Raw genomic sequence first — 17,448 nt, 5'->3', positions numbered from 1 at the left:
GGGGCGGTGGCCTTTGCTACGCGCAACAACGACCAGCCCGCGAAACATAGAGCAAAAAAATCGGAATGGGTTCAGCATTCGAAGGCGTTTTTCAGCCATTGAAGCGGTCTGCCTGCATGGTGGCTGCCCTGCAGGGCGACTACGTCGAAGCGGCAGGGGTGGTTGCCCCAGTGGGGCTCCTTCTGCAGGAACAGGCTGGCGGCGAGCACCAACCGTTTCTGCTTGCGCCCGTCGATACTGCCGAGGGCGCCACCGAAGCCCGCGTGCAACCGGTAGCGGACTTCGACGAATACTACTGTATCGGCGTCGAGCATGACCAGATCAAGCTCACCGCCTTTGCATCGCCAGTTGCGCGCCAGCAGTTGCAGGCCTTGCCCTTGAAGGTACTCAAGGGCCTGGGTTTCCGCTGCCTGCCCGGCGCTGGTGGGCGACGCTGCTGCCATCAGCGGGCGGTATCAGGCAGGCGCTGGACCTGGCCGCGGACGAACTCGGCCCAAGGCAGCTGGCGCTCGACACGCTGGTTGGCGTTCATGCTCAGGCTGCCTGAAAGGCCCAGTACGCGGTTGTCCGGCAGTGCTTTCAGCTGGCCCAGGCGCGGCGCGAGGCTGTAGGCGTCGACGCCCATGGCATACAGGCGGCCAAGGCTGCCGGCCGCTTGCGGCCACTGCTGCACGACCTGCTGGCGCAGGCTGTTGCTGGTGTCCAGCAGCCACGGGGTTTCGCAGAAGCGGATACCGTTCATGTCGTTGTACTGGTTGACGTCACCACTGGCGCTGTACAGGTTCGAGGTGGCGTAGACCGGTACGTCACCGGCGTACTGGAAGTTCAGGGTCGGCTTGATCTGCTGGGCCTGTTGCGGGGTCGAGGCGAGGAAGATGAAGTCGATGTCCTGGCGGCGCGACGGCTGCGCGGCGATGCTGCCACCTACCGTGCTCTGCAGGCTCTTGGCGCGGCCTTCGCTCTGGCGCAGCTGGAACAGGTCGGCAATCTGCTGGGCCAGTGCGACGGGCTGGGCAATGCGCTCGGCGGCGAGCAGAGTGCCACCGTTGCCTTCCCAGTCCTGGCGGAAGGCGGCAAGCACGCGATCGCCCCATTCGCCGCTCGGTACCAGGGCAACTGCGCGGACCATGCCATCGGCGCGGGCGCGGCGGGCTACTTCACGGGCTTCGTCTTCGGCAGCCAGGCCGAACTGGAACAGCTGCGGTGGAGCCTTCTGGCCGGCGTCGGCGTAGTTCAGGGCCAGGGTGGTGATCGGCAGTTGTTGCTTGGCAGCCAGTTGCTTGACCAGCGGTTTTTCCAGCGGGCCGATGACCAGCTGTACGCCTGCGGCCTGGGCCTGGCGATAGAAGTCGTCGAGCGAGCCAATGCGAGAGCTGTCGAATACCTGCACGGCTGGCGCCTGCTGGCCGGCTTGTTGGGCCTGGAAGTGTGCAGCCATGAAGCCGTCACGCAGGGCGCGGGCAACACCAGCAAGCGGGCCTTCCTGAGGCAGCAGCAGTGCAATCTTGGTCAGCGGTTGGCTGGCCAGCTCCTTGAGCTTGGTCAGAGCCTGCGGCAGTTGCTGGGCGGCCGGGTGGTCCGGGTGCTGCTTGACCCAGGCGTCGATCGCCGCTTGCTGCTGCTCCAGGGTGCCGGCGCTTTTTACCGCGAAGGCCAGGCTGGTCCAGCCGGCAAGGGTCTGGTCGTTGCCTGGCTGCTGCAGTTGCTCTGCCGGCAGCGAGGCGACCAGTGCCCAGATGGCGTCATTGTTGGCGCTGGCGGCCTGACCGCTGAGCAGCGGGCCCAGCAGCACGCGCTGTTGCGCGGCGGCGAGGGCCTGGCCATCGGCTTCGAGGGCGGCCGCGTGCACGCTGTAGGTGCGCGCTTGCTGTTCTTCCGGCAGTTCGGCGACGCGCTGCAGGCTGGGGTGGGCCAGGGCGGCCAGGGCAGCCTTGGGCTGGTTGCGGCTCATGGCCAGCTCGGCACCGAGGGTGCTGGCGAACACTTGCTGGGCCGGCTTGAGCGTGTCCAGCGGCACCTGCTCGAGGATGCGTGCGGCGCGTGGGAAGTCCTTCTGCCTGTAGGCCAGGTCGGCTGCGCTCAGGCGCAGCAGCGCGGCGTCTTCCGCGGACTTGCTGGAAGCAGCCTTTTCGAGCAGTTGCTCGATGCTGGCGTCCGGGGTGCGTGGCAGTTCGCCCAGGCTGGATGAGGGCGAGCTGGCGCAGGCTGCCAGCAAGGCAGCAAGGCAGAGGGCTGTGAACAGCCGCAGGCAAGCGATCATGTAAAGGTCCTGTTACTCGATCAAGGTGGCCGGCAATTGTACCCAAGCGCTGGCCGGGGCGCGATGTTGCCGTGTCGATCCTTCACTATAGGAGGCCTGCCATCGGTCGTCGGCGAAGTTCTTTGCGCCCTGTTGCAGGCGCTCGGGCTACAATGGCGCCTTTGATCCGAACGACAGGTGTGCGCAGTGACTGATGTGGCAGGGGCTTCGAAATCCACGGTGGGGACGCTGTATGTGGTCGCAACCCCTATCGGCAACCTCGACGACATGAGTGCCCGGGCGCTGAAGGTGCTGGCGGACGTGGCCCTGATCGCGGCGGAAGATACCCGTCATTCGATCCGTCTGCTGCAGCACTTCGGCATCGACACGCCGCTGGCGGCATGCCATGAGCACAACGAGCGTGACGAGGGCGGGCGTTTTCTCACCAAGCTGCTGGCGGGCGAGAACGTTGCGTTGGTTTCCGATGCCGGCACGCCGCTGATTTCCGATCCGGGTTACCACCTGGTGCGCCAGGCGCGTGCTGCGGGGGTAAATGTGGTGCCGGTGCCGGGCGCCTGCGCTCTGATCGCCGCGCTGTCGGCAGCCGGCCTGCCGTCGGACCGCTTCATCTTCGAAGGCTTCCTGCCGGCCAAGGCGGCGGGACGGCGAGCGCGCCTGGAGCAGGTAAAGGAAGAGCCGCGCACGCTGATCTTCTACGAGGCCCCGCACCGTATCCTGGAATGCCTTGAAGACATGGAGGCGGTATTCGGTGGCGAGCGCCCGGCGCTATTGGCGCGTGAACTGACCAAGACCTTCGAGACCCTCAAGGGCCTGCCCCTGGCCGAGCTTCGCGCGTTCGTTGCTGGTGACAGCAACCAGCAGCGCGGTGAGTGCGTGGTACTGGTCGGTGGCTGGAGTGCGCCGGAGGGCGAACAGGCGGTCAGTGCCGAGGCGCAACGGGTGCTCGACCTGCTGCTGGCCGAGCTGCCACTCAAGCGGGCGGCGGCGCTGGCTGCGGAAATTACCGGGGTGCGCAAGAACCTGCTGTATCAACTTGCACTGGAAAAGCAGAAAGCCGAATAGTGGCATATTGATATAAATGCCGGTATTGCTTGTTCTTGGGCGCGCGTGCCGTTAATCTTGGCGGCGGAGAGTCGATCGGACAGTCGCTGCCTGCTTTTGTTCCGCAACAGCAGGGGGAGGAAAGTCCGGGCTCCATAGGGCAGAGTGCCAGGTAACGCCTGGGAGGCGCGAGCCTACGGAAAGTGCCACAGAAAATAACCGCCTAAGCACTTCGGTGCCGGTAAGGGTGAAAAGGTGCGGTAAGAGCGCACCGCACGGCTGGCAACAGTTCGTGGCTAGGTAAACCCCACTCGGAGCAAGACCAAATAGGGTTCCATCAGGCGTGGCCCGCGTCGGAACCGGGTAGGTTGCTAGAGGCGTCCAGTGATGGCCGTCGTAGAGGAATGACTGTCCTCGACAAAACCCGGCTTACAGATCGACTCTCCACCTTTCCCTCCCTGCTTTATTCGATAGCAGATGTCCTCTGGTAATACCGAAAAAATCTTACTCTTAATAATTCACTTTAACTTCGAACTCCATTCGCCTGCGTGGGTTTGATTTTTCTCGTGTTTTTTTCTGCTCGGTAGTCCTTCCGCATTCCTTTATTGCGCTAAATCTCGGTCCTGTAAGGCTTTTCCTTCCGAACGTGCCTTGACGGTGCTGCGGGCGGATTCCTATAGTGTGCGCAAGTGGCAGAAAGTGGGATGAAGTGGGTTTTCTGACACAAAAAAGCTAACATTGTGGGGAATCGCAGCCGTGTTCCGCGGAGCCAACGCCGTCAGCCTCGATGCCAAGGGCCGTCTCGCCATGCCGAGCCGGTACCGTGACGAGCTCGATTCGCGTTGCAATGGTCAGCTGATCGTGACCATCGACGCCGTTGACCCCTGCTTGTGTGTTTATCCCCTCGATGAGTGGGAACAGATAGAAGCCAAGTTGCGTGCCTTGCCATCGTTGCGTGAGGAAAACCGCCGCCTTCAGCGTTTGCTGATCGGTAACGCGGTTGACCTGGAGCTCGATGGCAGTGGGCGTTTCCTGGTGCCGCCCCGTCTGCGTGAGTACGCCAAGCTCGACAAGAAGGCGATGCTGGTGGGGCAACTGAACAAATTCCAGCTGTGGGATGAAGATGCCTGGAACGCGGTTTCGGCAGCAGACCTTGCAGCTATTCAACAACCGGGCGCCATGCCCGACGAATTGCGTGACCTGATCCTGTGACCATAGATAGCGGCTTCAACCACATTACCGTCCTGCTCGACGAAGCTGTCGAGGCATTGGCCCTGCGCGCCGACGGTTGCTATCTGGACGGCACCTTTGGCCGTGGCGGGCACAGCCGGCTGATTCTCAGCAAGCTCGGGCCGCAAGGGCGGCTGCTGGGTTTCGACAAAGATCCACAGGCGATTGCCACGGGGCAAGCGCTGGCGGCCGAAGACGGCCGCTTTGTCATTGTGCAGCGCAGCTTTGCCGAGCTGGGGGCGGAAGTGGCCGAGCGTGGCCTGGATGGCAAGGTCAGCGGCGTATTGCTGGACCTGGGCGTTTCCTCGCCGCAGCTGGATGACCCCGAGCGGGGCTTCAGCTTCCTCAATGATGGCCCGCTCGACATGCGCATGAACCCGGACCAGGGCATCAGCGCCGCCGAGTTCATCGCCACTGCACCTGAAGAAGAAATAGCCCGTGTGTTCAAGGAGTACGGCGAAGAGCGTTTCGCCAAGCGCATGGCTCGCGCCGTGGTGCAGCGCCGCGAACAGCAACCGTTCACCCGCACCGGCGACCTCGCCGAGGTGCTGAAGGTGGCCAACCCGGCCTGGGAGAAGGGCAAGAACCCGGCGACCCGCGCCTTCCAGGGCCTGCGCATTCACGTCAACAACGAACTGGGTGATCTCGAGGCAGGCCTGGAGGCCGCGATCGATGCGCTGGAAGTGGGCGGCCGCCTGGCAGTGATCAGCTTCCATTCGCTGGAAGACCGCATCGTCAAGCTGTTCATGCGCAAGCTGGCCAAGGGCGAGGCTGACAACCTGCCGCGCAACCTGCCGGTACAGCACAAGGTCTTCGAGCCGAAAATCAAGCTCATCGGCAAGGCTCAGTTCGCTTCCGACGCCGAGCTCAAGGCCAACCCGCGGGCGCGCAGCGCCGTTATGCGGGTGGCGGAGAAGCTGCGGTGAGCAGGCTGTTTGCCAAACCTTTGCCAGGCGGAAGCTTCCTGATGCTTCTGCTGTTCGTTGCCGTGCTGGTTTCGGCCATCGCCGTGTCCTACAGCGCGCACTGGAACCGTCAGTTGCTCAACACGCTGTACGGCGAATTGAACGAACGTGACAAGGCCCAGGCCGAATGGGGCCGGCTGATTCTCGAACAAAGCACCTGGACCGCCGCCAGTCGCATCGAGAACCTGGCTTCCGAGCAACTGAAGATGCGCGTACCTTCGGCTGACGAAGTGCGGATGGTGGCGCCATGATGAAGCTCGAAGGCGCACTCTACCCCTGGCGCTTCCGCGTGGTGATCGGCTTGCTGGCGCTGATGGTCGGTGCCATCTGCTGGCGCATCATCGACCTGCAGGTAGTCGACCGTGACTTCCTCAAGGGGCAGGGCGATGCGCGCAGCCTGCGTCACATCCCTATCCCGGCTCACCGCGGCCTGATCACCGACCGTAACGGTGAACCGTTGGCGGTCAGTACCCCGGTCACCACCCTGTGGGCCAACCCCAAGGAAATGCAGGCCTCCAAGGACCGCTGGCCGCAGCTGGCAGCAGCACTGGGGCAGAACCCGCAGCAGCTGACCGAGCGCCTGACCCAGCAGGCCAGCAAAGAGTTCATCTACCTGGTCCGCGGCCTGACCCCGGAGCAGGGCCAGCATGTGCTCGACCTGAAAGTGCCGGGCGTGTATGGCCTGGAAGAATTCCGCCGCTTCTACCCGGCCGGTGATGTCACCGCGCACATGGTCGGCTTCACCGACCTCGACGACCACGGTCGCGAAGGGGTGGAGCTGGCCTATGACGAATGGCTGGCTGGCGTACCCGGCAAGCGGCAGGTGATCAAGGACCGGCGCGGCCGGCTGATCAAGGACATCCAGGTAACCAAGAACGCCAAGGCCGGGAAGACCTTGGCGTTGTCGATAGACCTGCGCCTGCAGTACCTGGCCACCCGCGAGCTGCGCAACGCCATTGCCGAACAGGACGCCAAGGCCGGCAGCCTGGTGATCATGGACGTCAAGACCGGTGAGGTCCTGGCCATGGTCAACCAGCCGACCTACAACCCCAACAACCGCCGCAGCATGTTCCCGGCCGCCATGCGTAACCGCGCGATCATCGACGTGTTCGAGCCGGGCTCCACGGTCAAGCCGATCTCCATGAGCGCGGCGCTGCAAAGTGGTCGCTGGAAGCCGACCGACAAGGTCGAGGTGTACCCGGGCAGCCTGCAAATTGGTCGCTACACCATCAAGGACGTGTCCAAGAGCGAAGGCCCGATCCTCGACCTGACCGGTATCCTGATCAACTCCAGTAACGTCGGCATGAGCAAGATCGCCTTCGACATCGGCGGCGAGGCCATCTACCGGGTCATGTCCCAGGTCGGCCTGGGCCAGTACACCGGCCTTGGCTTCCCCGGCGAGCGCGTCGGCAACCTGCCCAACCATCGCGAGTGGCGCAAGGCCGAGACTGCGACCCTGTCTTATGGCTATGGCGTGTCGGTGACCGCTCTGCAGCTGGTGCATGCATACGCGGCGCTGGCCAACGACGGCAAGATGGTGCCGCTGTCGATCCTCAAGGTCGACAAGGCCCCGGAAGCGGTGCAGGCCATTCCGAAGGAAACCGCCGAAACCATTCAGGGCATGCTGCAACAGGTGATCGAAGCACCGCGCGGCGTGTTCCGCGCCCAGGTGCCGTTCTACCACGTGGCCGGCAAGTCCGGTACCGCGCGTAAAGCCACCGTGGGCTCCAAGGGCTACACCGAAAACGCCTACCGCTCGCTGTTCGCCGGCTTCGGGCCGATGAGCGACCCGCGCTACGCCATCGTCGTGGTGATCGATGAGCCTGGCAAGGGCGGTTACTTCGGTGGCTTGGTTTCGGCACCGGTATTCAGCAAGGTCATGTCCGGCACCCTGCGCCTGATGAACGTTCCGCCAGACAACCTGCCGACACCGGCACCCGTCGAACAATCGCAAGTCAATGCAGCTGCAACCGCCAAGGGAGGGCGTGGATGATGACAATGCCATTGAGCAAGCTTTTCGCTCACGCCAGCCGTGACCCGTTGATCCGTGAACTGACGCTGGACAGCCGCAATGTGCGCCCGGGTGATCTGTTCCTGGCTGTTCCGGGTGCCAAGGTCGATGGCCGCGAGCATATCGCCGATGCCCTGGCGCGTGGCGCTGCCGCCGTAGCCTATGAAGAGCAGGGCGCGAGCGTCCTGCCAATCACCGATGTGCCGCTCATCCCGGTCAAGGGCCTGATCGCCCAGCTTTCGGATATCGCAGGTCGCTTCTATGGCGAACCAAGCCGCCAGCTGAATCTGGTGGGCGTTACCGGTACCAACGGCAAGACCAGCGTCACCCAGCTGGTGGCTCAGGCGCTGGATTTGCTTGGCCAGCGTTGTGGCCTGATCGGCACCTTGGGTACCGGCTTCTATGGTGAGCTGCAGAGTGGCCGCCTGACCACGCCCGACCCGATCGCCGTACAGTCGACCCTCAATGACCTCAAGAAAGGTGGCGCCAAAGCCGTGGCCATGGAGGTTTCCTCCCACGCACTGGAGCAGGGCCGGGTCGCCGCTCTGGAATTCGACATTGCGGTCATGACCAACCTGTCCCGCGACCACCTGGACTACCACGGCAGCATGGAGGCCTATGAGGCCGCCAAGGCCAAGCTGTTCGCCTGGCCGAGCCTGCGTTGCCAGGTGGTCAACCTGGATGACGATTTCGGCCGTCGCCTGGCCGCCGATTTTGCCCGCCGCCCGAGTGTCGACCATATCGAAACCCGGTTGCTCAGCTACAGCCTGGAGAACCCGGAGGCCTCGCTGTACTGCCGTGAAGCCGTGTTCAATGACGATGGCGTGTGCGCCACCCTGGTCACCGCCCAGGGCGAACGTACCCTGCGCAGCCAGTTGCTGGGCCGCTTCAACCTGAGCAACATGCTCGCCGCCGTGGCGACTCTGTTGGCGCTGGACTATGCGCTGGACGAAATCCTCGAGGTCACCCGGAAACTGCAGGGGCCTATCGGCCGTATGCAGCGCCTGGGTGGGGGCGACAAGCCGTTGGTGGTGGTCGACTATGCGCACACCCCGGACGCCCTGGAGAAAGTGCTCGAAGCCCTGCGCCCGCATGCGCACGGCAAGCTGCTGTGCCTCTTCGGCTGCGGCGGCGACCGAGACCGCGGCAAGCGCCCGCTGATGGCTGAAGTGGCCGAGCGCCTGGCCGACCGCGTGCTGGTAACAGACGACAACCCGCGTACTGAAGACCCGCTGCGCATCTTTGACGACATCCGCCCGGGTTTCACCAAGCCTGTCGAAGTCGAGTTCGTTGCCGGTCGTGGCGAAGCCATCGCGCACCTGATCGCCACCGCCGCTGCCGACGATGTGATCGTGCTGGCCGGCAAGGGGCACGAGGATTACCAGGAGATCAATGGCGAGCGCCATGATTTCTCCGATTTGACCGAGGCCGAAAAGGCACTTGCAGCCTGGGAGGCTCCACATGCTTAAGCCGATGTCACTCAGCCAGCTGACCACAGCACTGAGTGGTCAACAAATCGGTGCTGACGCCACCTTCACCGGCGTCAGCATCGACAGCCGCAGTGTTGGCGCCGGGCAATTGTTCGTCGCCCTGGCTGGCCCGCGCTTCGATGGCCACGACTACCTGGCCGATGTGAAGGCCAAGGGCGCTGTCGCTGCCCTGGTCGAGCGTGAAGTGGCCGATGTCGACCTGCCGCAGCTGCTGGTCGCCGATTGCCGCCTGGCCCTCGGCCAGCTTGGCGCGCTGAACCGTGCTGCCTTCGACAAGCCGGTGGTGGCCATCACCGGTTCCAGCGGCAAGACCACGGTCAAGGAGATGCTCGCCAGCATCCTGCGCACCCGTGGCCTGGTGCACGCCACCCGCGGCAACCTGAACAACGACCTCGGCGCGCCGCTGACCCTGCTGGAGATCGCCCCCGAGCACAGCGCCGCGGTGATCGAGCTGGGCGCCTCGCGCATTGGCGAGATCCGCTACACCGTCGGCCTGACCCGGCCCCAGGTGGTCATCATCAACAACGCCGGCACCGCCCACGTTGGCGAGTTCGGCGGCCCGGAAAAGATCGTCGAAGCCAAGGGCGAGATTCTCGAAGGCCTGGGCGAGGGCGGTATCGCCATCCTCAACCTGGACGACAAGGCCTTTGATATATGGAAGGCACGTGCCGGCGCGCACAAGGTCTTCAGCTTTGCCCGCAACAATCCAAAGGCCGATTTCCATGCCTCTGACATCGGCCGCGATGCCCGTGGTTGCCCGTCGTTCAAGCTGCATGGCGCTGGCGACACGGTAGACGTGCAACTCAATGTGCTCGGTGAGCACAACGTCAGCAATGCCCTGGCCGCCGCTGCCGCTGCCCATGCCGTTGGTCTGAGCCTGAGCGGCATCGCCGCAGGCCTGGCTGCCGTGCAACCGGTCAAGGGCCGTACCGTGGCGCAGATTGCGCCGAACGGCGTGCGGGTGATCGACGACAGTTACAACGCAAATCCCACCTCCATGTGCGCGGCCATTGATATACTCGCCGGCTTTTCCGGGCGCACCGTCTTGGTGCTTGGGGATATCGGCGAACTGGGGCAATGGGCGGAAGAAGGCCACCGTCAGGTGGGTGACTACGCGCGTGGCAAGGTCGACGCCCTGTACGCAGTGGGTTCCAACATGACACACGCGGTCAAGGCGTTCGGAGCCAATGGCCGCCATTTCGCTACTCAAGCTGAGCTGATCGACGCGGTTGGCGCCGAGAATGCCAGCGACACCACTATCTTGATCAAGGGCTCGCGCAGCGCTGCGATGGAAAACGTCGTGGCGGCATTGTGCGGTGCCAGCGGGGAGAAACATTAATGCTGCTGCTGTTGGCCGAGTATCTGCAACAGTTCCACAAAGGCTTCGCGGTCTTCCAGTACCTGTCCCTGCGCGGGATTCTGGGTGTGCTGACCGCGTTGTCCCTGGCGCTGTGGCTGGGGCCGTGGATGATCCGTACCCTGCAAATCCGCCAGATCGGCCAGGCCGTGCGTAACGACGGCCCGCAATCGCACTTGTCCAAGTCCGGCACCCCGACCATGGGTGGGGCGCTGATCCTGTCCGCCATCGCCGTCAGCACGCTGCTATGGGCCGACCTGACCAACCGCTACGTGTGGGTGGTGCTGATCGTTACCCTGGCATTCGGTGCCATCGGCTGGGTCGACGACTACCGCAAGGTGATCGAAAAGAGCTCGCGTGGCCTGCCAAGCCGCTGGAAGTACTTCTGGCAGTCGGTGTTCGGCCTGGCTGCAGCCATCTTCCTTTACAAGACCGCGCCGACCAGCGTCGAAACCACGCTGATCCTGCCGTTCATCAAGGATGTCACCATTCCGCTGGGCATCGGCTTCGTCGTGCTGACCTACTTCGTCATTGTCGGTTCGAGCAACGCGGTCAACCTCACTGACGGCCTCGACGGCCTGGCGATCATGCCGACGGTGATGGTCGGCGGCGCTCTGGGCATCTTCTGCTACCTGTCGGGCAACGTTAAGTTCGCCGAATACCTGCTGATCCCCTATGTGCCGGGCTCGGGCGAGCTGATCGTGTTCTGCGGCGCGCTGATCGGTGCCGGCCTGGGCTTCCTGTGGTTCAACACCTACCCAGCGCAGGTATTCATGGGTGACGTCGGTGCGCTGGCGCTGGGCGCTGCGCTGGGCACCATCGCCGTGATCGTCCGCCAGGAAATCGTGCTGTTCATCATGGGCGGCGTGTTCGTCATGGAAACCCTGTCGGTGGTGATCCAGGTTGCCTCCTTCAAGCTGACCGGCAAGCGCGTGTTCCGCATGGCGCCGATCCACCACCACTTTGAACTCAAGGGCTGGCCAGAGCCACGGGTGATCGTCCGCTTCTGGATCATCACCGTGATCCTGGTGCTGATCGGCCTTGCAACCCTGAAACTGAGGTAGATGAGCGTGTCCTTGATCGCTTCCGACCAATTCCGCATCGTTGTCGGCCTCGGCAAGAGCGGCATGTCCCTGGTTCGCTTCCTGGCGAGCCGGGGCATTGCCTTTGCGGTCGCCGACACCCGCGAGCAACCGCCGGAACTGGACACCCTGCGCCGTGATTACCCGCAGGTGGAAGTGCGCTGTGGTGAACTGGACGTGGACTTCCTGTGCCGCGCCAACGAGCTGTACGTCAGCCCCGGCCTGGCCCTTGCCACCCCGGCCTTGCAGCAGGCGGCCGCGCGTGGGGTGAAGCTGTCCGGTGACATCGAACTGTTCGCCCGCCACGCCAAGGCTCCGATCATTGCCATCAGCGGCTCCAACGCCAAGAGCACCGTCACTACCCTGGTCGGCGAAATGGCCGCCAAGGCGGGCAAGCGCGTGGCGGTGGGCGGCAACCTCGGTACCCCGGCGCTGGACCTGCTGGCCGATGACGTCGAGCTGTACGTGCTGGAACTGTCCAGCTTCCAGCTGGAAACCACCGACCAGCTCAACGCCGAAGTGGCCACCGTGCTGAACATCAGCGAAGACCACATGGACCGCTACAGCGGCCTGCCGGCCTACCACCTGGCCAAGCACCGGATCTTCCGTGGTGCCCGTCAGGTCGTGGTCAACCGCCAGGACGCCCTGAGCCGACCGCTGCCGGTGGAAGGCCGCCCATGCTGGACCTTCGGTCTCAACCAACCGGATTTCAAGGCCTTCGGCCTGCGTGAAGTGGACGGCGAAAAATACCTGGCGTTCGAGTTCCAGGCGCTGATGCCGGCACGTGAGCTGAAGATTCGTGGCGCCCACAATCAGAGCAACGCCCTGGCGGCTCTGGCTCTGGGGCACGCTGCCGGCCTGCCGTTCGAACCAATGCTCGAGGCACTGCGCGAGTTCGGCGGCCTGGCCCACCGTTGCCAGTGGGTGCGCGAGCGCAACGGCGTGAACTGGTACGACGATTCCAAGGCCACCAACGTCGGTGCTGCCCTGGCCGCGATCGAAGGCCTGGGTTCCGACATCGAAGGCAAACTGGTGCTGATCGCCGGTGGCGACGGCAAGGGCGCCGACTTCGCCGCGTTGCGCGAGCCGGTCAAGCGCTTCTGCCGCGCCGTGGTGCTGCTTGGCCGTGATGCCGAGCGCCTGGCCGAAGCCCTGGGTGATGGCGTGCAACTGGTCCGCGTTAAGTCTCTTGACGAGGCTGTAAAGCAATGCGCCGAACTGTCCCGGGCGGGTGATGCCGTGCTGCTGTCGCCGGCGTGCGCCAGCCTCGACATGTTCAAGAACTTCGAAGAGCGCGGGCGCCTGTTCGCCCAGGCAGCGGGAGGCCTTGCATGATCTTTGGCATCCTCAAGCCCTATCCGTCGCCGCTGATCAGCGGCCGTGGCATCGACCTGGACTTCGCGATGCTCGCCGGCTGCCTGGCTTTGCTGGGCCTGGGCCTGGTGATGATCACCTCGGCGTCCTCGGAAGTGGCTGCGGTGCAGTCTGGCAACCCGCTTTACCACATGTTCCGCCACTTGGTGTACGTGTTCCTCGGCCTGGTCGCCTGTGGCGCCACCATGATGGTGCCGATCGCCACCTGGCAGCGCATGGGCTTCCTGATGCTGCTGGGAGCCTTCGGCCTGCTGGTGCTGGTGCTGGTGCCGGGTATCGGCCGCGAAGTGAACGGTTCCATGCGCTGGATCGGCTTCAGCTTCTTCAACGTGCAGCCTTCGGAAATTGCCAAGGTGTTCGTGGTCATCTACCTGGCTGGCTACCTGGTGCGCCGGCAGACCGAGGTGCGCGAAACCTGGATGGGCTTCTTCAAACCGTTCATCGTGCTGCTGCCCATGGCTGCCCTGCTGCTGATGGAGCCGGACTTCGGTGCCACCGTGGTGATGATGGGCGCGGCGGCGGCCATGCTGTTCCTCGGCGGGGTGGGGCTGTTCCGCTTCAGCCTGATGGTGGTATTGGCGGTGGTCGCGGTGTTCGTCCTGGTACAGGCGCAGCCTTACCGGATGGCGCGCCTGATTACCTTTACCGACCCGTGGTCCGACCAGTTCGGCTCGGGCTACCAGCTGACCCAGGCGCTGATTGCCTTCGGCCGTGGCGAGTGGCTGGGCGTTGGCCTGGGCAACAGCGTGCAGAAGCAGTTCTACCTGCCTGAAGCGCACACCGACTTCGTGTTCTCGGTACTGGCCGAAGAACTCGGTGTGGTCGGCTCGCTGCTGACTATCGCGCTGTTCGTATTCGTGACTGTGCGTGCCCTGTATATCGGCCTGTGGGCGGAAAAAGCCAAACAGTTCTTTGCCGCTTATGTTGCGTTCGGCCTTGCCTTCCTGTGGATCGGCCAGTTCCTGATCAACATCGGTGTGAACGTCGGCCTGCTGCCGACCAAGGGCCTGACCCTGCCGTTCCTCAGCTACGGGGGCAGCTCGCTGGTGATCTGCTGTGCCTGCGTGGGCCTGTTGCTGCGTATCGAGTGGGAAAGCCGTACGCACCTGGGCAGTGAGGAGCACGAATTCAGCGAAAGCGATTTTGCCGAGGAGACCAATCATGGCCGCTGACGGCAGGAACGTACTGATCATGGCGGGCGGCACCGGGGGCCACGTATTCCCGGCCCTGGCCTGCGCCCGTGAATTCCAGGCGCGCGGTTACAGCGTGCACTGGCTGGGCACCCCGCGTGGCATCGAGAACGAACTGGTGCCCCAGGCCGGCCTGCCGTTGCATCTGATCCAGGTCAGTGGCCTTCGCGGCAAGGGCAAGCTGTCGTTGCTCAAGGCGCCGTTGACCCTGATCAAGGCCGTGCTGCAGGCGCGGCGTATCGTGCGTGAGCTCAAGCCGGTATGCGTGGTCGGCTTCGGTGGCTATGTGACCGGCCCAGGTGGCGTGGCCGCACGCCTGTGCGGCGTACCGCTGGTGATCCACGAGCAGAACGCCCGCGCCGGTACTACCAACCGCCTGCTGCTGCCGCTGGCTGCCCGCGTGTGCGAAGCCTTCCCGGCCACCTTCGCCGCCAGCGACAAACTGCGCACCACCGGCAATCCTGTGCGCCCGGAGCTGTTCATGGATGCCCTGCGCGCGCCGCTGGCCGAGCGCCGTGCGCGCCTGCTGGTGATGGGCGGCAGCCTGGGGGCGGAACCATTGAACAAATTGTTGCCTAAGGCCCTGTCCGAAGTGCCCCCCGCGCTGCGGCCAGAGGTATTCCACCAGGCCGGCAAGCAACACGCGCCGGCCACCGCCGAGCGTTATCGCGAGGCGGGCGTCGAGGCTCAGGTAGAGCCCTTCATCAAGGACATGGCCCAAGCCTATGGCTGGGCCGACATTGTGGTGTGCCGGGCCGGCGCCCTGACCGTCAGCGAGCTGGCGGCAGCGGGCCTGCCTTCGATGCTGGTGCCATTGCCCCACGCGATCGACGACCACCAGACCCACAACGCCCAATATCTGGCCCGGGAAGGCGCTGCCTTCCTGATGCCACAAGCGACAACTGGCGCAGCGCAGCTCGCTGAACGCCTGAACGAGGTGCTGATGCAACCCGAGAAACTCAACGTCATGGCAGGCACCGCACGGCGCCTGGCCAAACCTGCCGCAACCAGCACCGTGGTCGATATCTGCCTGGAGGTGGCCCATGGTTGAAAGCCAGAAAGCCATGCCCCAGCCAAAGATGGGCCGTATCCGCCGTATCCACTTCGTCGGTATCGGCGGCGTGGGCATGTGCGGCATTGCCGAAGTGTTGCTGAACCTGGGCTATGAAGTGTCCGGTTCCGACCTGAAGGCTTCGCCGGTCACCGAGCGTCTGGAGTCGTTCGGCGCCGAGATTTTCGTCGGCCACCGCGCCGAGAACGCCGCCACTGCCGATGTGCTGGTGGTTTCCAGCGCCATCAACCCAGCCAACCCGGAAGTCGCCACCGCCCTCGAGCGGCGCATTCCGGTGGTGCCGCGCGCCGAGATGCTCGCCGAGCTGATGCGCTATCGCCATGGCGTGGCCGTTGCCGGCACCCACGGCAAGACCACCACCACCAGCCTGCTGGCCTCGGTGTTCGCCGCTGGCGGCCTGGACCCGACCTTCGTCATCGGTGGCCGCCTGACCGCTGCCGGCACCAATGCCCAGCTGGGTACCAGCCGCTACCTGATTGCCGAAGCGGACGAGAGCGATGCCAGCTTCCTGCACCTGCAACCGATGGTAGCCGTGGTCACCAACATCGACGCCGACCACATGGCGACCTACGAAGGTGACTTCAACAAACTGAAGAAAACCTTCGTCGAGTTCCTGCACAACCTGCCGTTCTACGGCCTGGCCGTGATGTGCCTGGACGACCCGGTGGTGCGCGAGATCCTGCCACAGGTCAAGCGCCCGACCGTGACCTATGGCTTCAGCGACGAGGCCGACATCCGCGCCATCAACGTGCGCCAGATGGGCATGCAGACCCACTTCACCGTGCTGCGTCGCGACCGCGAGCCGCTGGAGGTGTCGGTGAACATGCCCGGTAACCACAACGTGCTCAACGCCTTGGCCACCATCGCCATCGCCACCGACGAAGGCATCACCGACGAAGCCATTGTCCAGGGCCTGTCCGGGTTCCAGGGCGTCGGCCGCCGCTTCCAGGTGTACGGCGAACTGCCGGTCGAAGGCGGCAGCGTGATGCTGGTCGACGACTACGGCCACCACCCGACCGAAGTGGCTGCGGTGATCCAGGCCGTGCGCGGCGGTTGGCCAAGCCGTCGCCTGGTGATCGTCTACCAGCCGCACCGCTACAGCCGTACCCGCGACCTGTACGACGATTTCGTCCAGGTGCTGGGCGATGCCAACGTGCTGCTGCTGATGGAAGTCTACCCGGCTGGCGAAGAGCCGATCCCCGGCGCCGACAGCCGCCAGCTGTGCCACAGCATCCGCCAGCGCGGCAAGCTGGACCCGATATACATCGAACGTGGTGTCGACCTTGCGCCACTGGTCAAGCCACTGCTGCGCGCTGGCGACATCCTGATCTGCCAAGGTGCCGGTGATGTCGGCGGCCTGGCCCCTCAATTGATGAAAAGCCCGCTGTTCGCTGGCGCCAAGCAGGAGAAGTCGAAATGACCAGCGCCTACGACAAACTGCACTCGACCCTGGACGTCAAGGCGTTCGGCCGCGTCGCGGTGCTGTACGGCGGCAAGAGCGCCGAGCGCGAAGTGTCGCTCAAGTCCGGCGCCGCAGTGATCGACGCGCTGACCACCGCCGGTGTCGACGTGGTCGCCATCGACGTGGGGGACGACCTGCTCGACCGCCTGCAAAGCGAGAAGATCGACCGCGCCTTCATCATTCTCCACGGTCGTGGCGGTGAAGACGGCAGCATGCAAGGCCTGCTCGAGTGCCTGGGCATTCCCTATACCGGCAGTGGCATCCTTGCTTCGGCACTGGCCATGGACAAGCTGCGCACCAAGCAGGTGTGGCAGAGCCTGGGCATTCCGACTCCGCGCCACGCAGTGCTGGCGAGCGAAAGCGATTGTTTGCAGGCCAGTACGGAACTGGGCTTCCCGCTTATCGTCAAACCCGCCCATGAAGGTTCCAGCATCGGCATGGCCAAGGTGAACAGCGCCCAGGAACTGGTCGCCGCCTGGCAGGACGCAGCTAAATACGATTCCCAGGTACTGGTGGAGCAGTGGATCCACGGGCCGGAGTTCACCGTCGCGGTATTGCGCGGCCAGGTGCTGCCGCCGATCGCCCTGGGTACGCCGCACGTGTTCTACGACTACGACGCCAAGTACATCGCCAACGATACCCAGTACCGCATTCCGTGCGGCCTGGACAGCGTCAAGGAACAGGAACTGATCAACCTGACCGCGCGTGCCTGCGATGCCATCGGCATCGAAGGCTGGGGGCGGCTGGACGTGATGCAGGACGAGCAGGGCCGGTTCTGGCTGCTCGAAGTCAACACCGCACCCGGCATGACTGACCATAGCCTGGTGCCCATGGCGGCCCGCGCGGCCGGCCTGGACTTCCAGCAACTGGTGCTGGCAATCCTGGCCGAGAGCGTGGCGACGCGAGGTTAAAAC

The 17,448-nt window shown here is 64.3% G+C and carries 15 protein-coding genes and 1 other RNA gene; 14 read left to right on the top strand and 2 right to left on the bottom strand.

Features of this window, described 5'->3' with window-relative positions:
• Positions 1-71: 71 nt before the first annotated feature.
• Both NY023_RS22910 and NY023_RS22905 read right to left on the bottom strand, forming a co-directional pair.
• Positions 72-443 (bottom strand): YraN family protein, encoded by a 372-nt coding sequence (locus NY023_RS22910; protein WP_013974121.1) that lies wholly within the window; start codon positions 441-443, stop codon positions 72-74.
• Complete coding sequence (locus NY023_RS22905) at positions 443-2,260, bottom strand: penicillin-binding protein activator (protein ID WP_013974120.1); 1,818 nt, start codon at positions 2,258-2,260, stop codon at positions 443-445. Before NY023_RS22905 ends, NY023_RS22910 begins: the two co-directional genes overlap by 1 nt.
• A gap of 267 nt (positions 2,261-2,527) precedes the next feature.
• Between NY023_RS22905 and rsmI the strand changes: the two genes are divergently transcribed.
• From rsmI to NY023_RS22835, 14 genes are all read left to right on the top strand, one after another.
• Positions 2,528-3,322 carry a 16S rRNA (cytidine(1402)-2'-O)-methyltransferase gene (gene rsmI / locus NY023_RS22900; RefSeq protein WP_230397085.1) on the top strand — a complete coding sequence of 265 codons (795 nt, stop codon included), beginning with the start codon at positions 2,528-2,530 and terminating at the stop codon, positions 3,320-3,322.
• A 67-nt stretch (positions 3,323-3,389) separates the two neighbouring features.
• An RNA gene (gene rnpB / locus NY023_RS22895) (RNase P RNA component class A) lies at positions 3,390-3,749 on the top strand.
• A 308-nt stretch (positions 3,750-4,057) separates the two neighbouring features.
• Positions 4,058-4,513, top strand: coding sequence for a division/cell wall cluster transcriptional repressor MraZ (gene mraZ / locus NY023_RS22890; protein ID WP_004575120.1), 456 nt, complete (start codon positions 4,058-4,060; stop codon positions 4,511-4,513).
• Positions 4,510-5,457 (top strand): 16S rRNA (cytosine(1402)-N(4))-methyltransferase RsmH, encoded by a 948-nt coding sequence (rsmH, locus tag NY023_RS22885; RefSeq protein WP_013974118.1) that lies wholly within the window; start codon positions 4,510-4,512, stop codon positions 5,455-5,457. Before mraZ ends, rsmH begins: the two co-directional genes overlap by 4 nt.
• Positions 5,454-5,747 (top strand): cell division protein FtsL, encoded by a 294-nt coding sequence (gene ftsL / locus NY023_RS22880; protein WP_003260787.1) that lies wholly within the window; start codon positions 5,454-5,456, stop codon positions 5,745-5,747. Before rsmH ends, ftsL begins: the two co-directional genes overlap by 4 nt.
• On the top strand, positions 5,747-7,489 hold the full coding sequence (locus NY023_RS22875) for a peptidoglycan D,D-transpeptidase FtsI family protein (protein ID WP_162097117.1): 1,743 nt from the start codon (positions 5,747-5,749) through the stop codon (positions 7,487-7,489). The genes ftsL and NY023_RS22875 overlap by 1 nt, the downstream gene beginning before the upstream one ends.
• Positions 7,486-8,976 (top strand): UDP-N-acetylmuramoyl-L-alanyl-D-glutamate--2,6-diaminopimelate ligase, encoded by a 1,491-nt coding sequence (locus NY023_RS22870; protein ID WP_013974116.1) that lies wholly within the window; start codon positions 7,486-7,488, stop codon positions 8,974-8,976. The genes NY023_RS22875 and NY023_RS22870 overlap by 4 nt, the downstream gene beginning before the upstream one ends.
• Complete coding sequence (locus tag NY023_RS22865) at positions 8,969-10,336, top strand: UDP-N-acetylmuramoyl-tripeptide--D-alanyl-D-alanine ligase (protein WP_023661970.1); 1,368 nt, start codon at positions 8,969-8,971, stop codon at positions 10,334-10,336. The genes NY023_RS22870 and NY023_RS22865 overlap by 8 nt, the downstream gene beginning before the upstream one ends.
• Positions 10,336-11,418 (top strand): phospho-N-acetylmuramoyl-pentapeptide-transferase, encoded by a 1,083-nt coding sequence (mraY, locus tag NY023_RS22860; RefSeq protein WP_013974114.1) that lies wholly within the window; start codon positions 10,336-10,338, stop codon positions 11,416-11,418. Before NY023_RS22865 ends, mraY begins: the two co-directional genes overlap by 1 nt.
• Positions 11,419-11,424: 6 nt before the next feature.
• Positions 11,425-12,771 (top strand): UDP-N-acetylmuramoyl-L-alanine--D-glutamate ligase, encoded by a 1,347-nt coding sequence (gene murD / locus NY023_RS22855; protein ID WP_024087703.1) that lies wholly within the window; start codon positions 11,425-11,427, stop codon positions 12,769-12,771.
• Positions 12,768-13,982, top strand: coding sequence for a putative lipid II flippase FtsW (gene ftsW / locus NY023_RS22850; RefSeq protein WP_013974112.1), 1,215 nt, complete (start codon positions 12,768-12,770; stop codon positions 13,980-13,982). The genes murD and ftsW overlap by 4 nt, the downstream gene beginning before the upstream one ends.
• Positions 13,972-15,051: an undecaprenyldiphospho-muramoylpentapeptide beta-N-acetylglucosaminyltransferase gene (gene murG / locus NY023_RS22845; protein ID WP_013974111.1), complete on the top strand. Its 1,080-nt coding sequence runs from the start codon at positions 13,972-13,974 to the stop codon at positions 15,049-15,051. Before ftsW ends, murG begins: the two co-directional genes overlap by 11 nt.
• Positions 15,044-16,492, top strand: a complete 1,449-nt coding sequence (murC, locus tag NY023_RS22840) for a UDP-N-acetylmuramate--L-alanine ligase (protein ID WP_013974110.1) — start codon at positions 15,044-15,046, stop codon at positions 16,490-16,492. Before murG ends, murC begins: the two co-directional genes overlap by 8 nt.
• Positions 16,489-17,445, top strand: a complete 957-nt coding sequence (locus NY023_RS22835) for a D-alanine--D-alanine ligase (RefSeq protein WP_013974109.1) — start codon at positions 16,489-16,491, stop codon at positions 17,443-17,445. The genes murC and NY023_RS22835 overlap by 4 nt, the downstream gene beginning before the upstream one ends.
• Positions 17,446-17,448 lie beyond the last annotated feature (3 nt).

The sequence above is a fragment of the Pseudomonas sp. NBB genome (genome assembly GCF_032701105.1).
Classification (GTDB): domain Bacteria; phylum Pseudomonadota; class Gammaproteobacteria; order Pseudomonadales; family Pseudomonadaceae; genus Aquipseudomonas; species Aquipseudomonas asiatica.
Note: the sequence above shows the minus strand (reverse complement) of the source record. Positions and strands in the feature narration are given on the sequence as shown.